The organism is Brachyspira sp. SAP_772 (assembly GCF_009755885.1).
Lineage (GTDB): Bacteria > Spirochaetota > Brachyspiria > Brachyspirales > Brachyspiraceae > Brachyspira.
This window is the reverse complement of record NZ_VYIX01000054.1, coordinates 1-942: the sequence shown is the minus strand read 5'-3', so window position 1 is coordinate 942 and position 942 is coordinate 1. Positions and strand designations below refer to the sequence as shown.

General features: G+C 20.5%; 1 pseudogene. It reads left to right on the top strand.

The annotated features are described in order from the left end of the window. Positions 1 to 942, top strand: a pseudogene (locus tag GQX97_RS12505) (hypothetical protein); the annotation flags it as partial.

Here is a 942-nt window from a genome sequence, read left to right as displayed (position 1 = left end):
AACTGCAACATTAAAGTTCAAATTATTAGAACAAAATAATAATAATACTTATAAATATAAATTAAATATGTATACCTCAAATAAAATATTTAGATACAGCGATTTATTTTTTATATTTTTAAATGAAAAAAATCTGCCAAGCTATATAAAAGAAATATCATCAAYAAATAAAGGTTATACAAGTCTAGAAATTATATCATCAGAKAAACTAGATGAAAATAAAGAATATCAAGCAGAATATATAGTATCATTAAAAAATGAGGTTTATATTATATCTTTAATGCTATCCTATTTGCTTTTATTAATTATAATAAACATTAATGKAAAATCATTAAAAAAGAGAGCRGTTTTTTTATATCTTTCTTTAATAATATTAATAATAATAAATGCTATAATAAAAGTAAATATAAATTACACAGGAATATTTTTATTAATATCGTTTTATCTCATAATAATATCAAATAATATAAACCCTCCCAACAAATTAAATAATATAACACATCAAAAAATAATTTTAATAACATCTTCTATATTAGTAGCTTTAAGCAATATTTTTATTATAAATTATAGCTACCCTCTTGTTGGAGAAGATATAAGCATGATACTTCCAAGAGGATATTCTTTATTAACCTATGCTAAAAATAATGGAATATTTAATATAGAGTTTGCTTCGCCTTTGTTTGGTGCAGGTTTAATATCGTATCCYAATCCTCAATATGACCAATTTTCAATATTTTACTTTTTAAGATATATAATGCCTTTTTGGAAAGCTTATTTACTATGCGTATTTTTATTTTCAATAATAGGCTTTATTTCTTTTTATTATTTTAATAAAGATGTATTAAAAGTAGATTTTAAAACATCTTTAATGTCTGCTGTATTATTTTCTTTTACAGGATAYTATATACATCATATAATGATAGGACATTGGACTTTTTTATA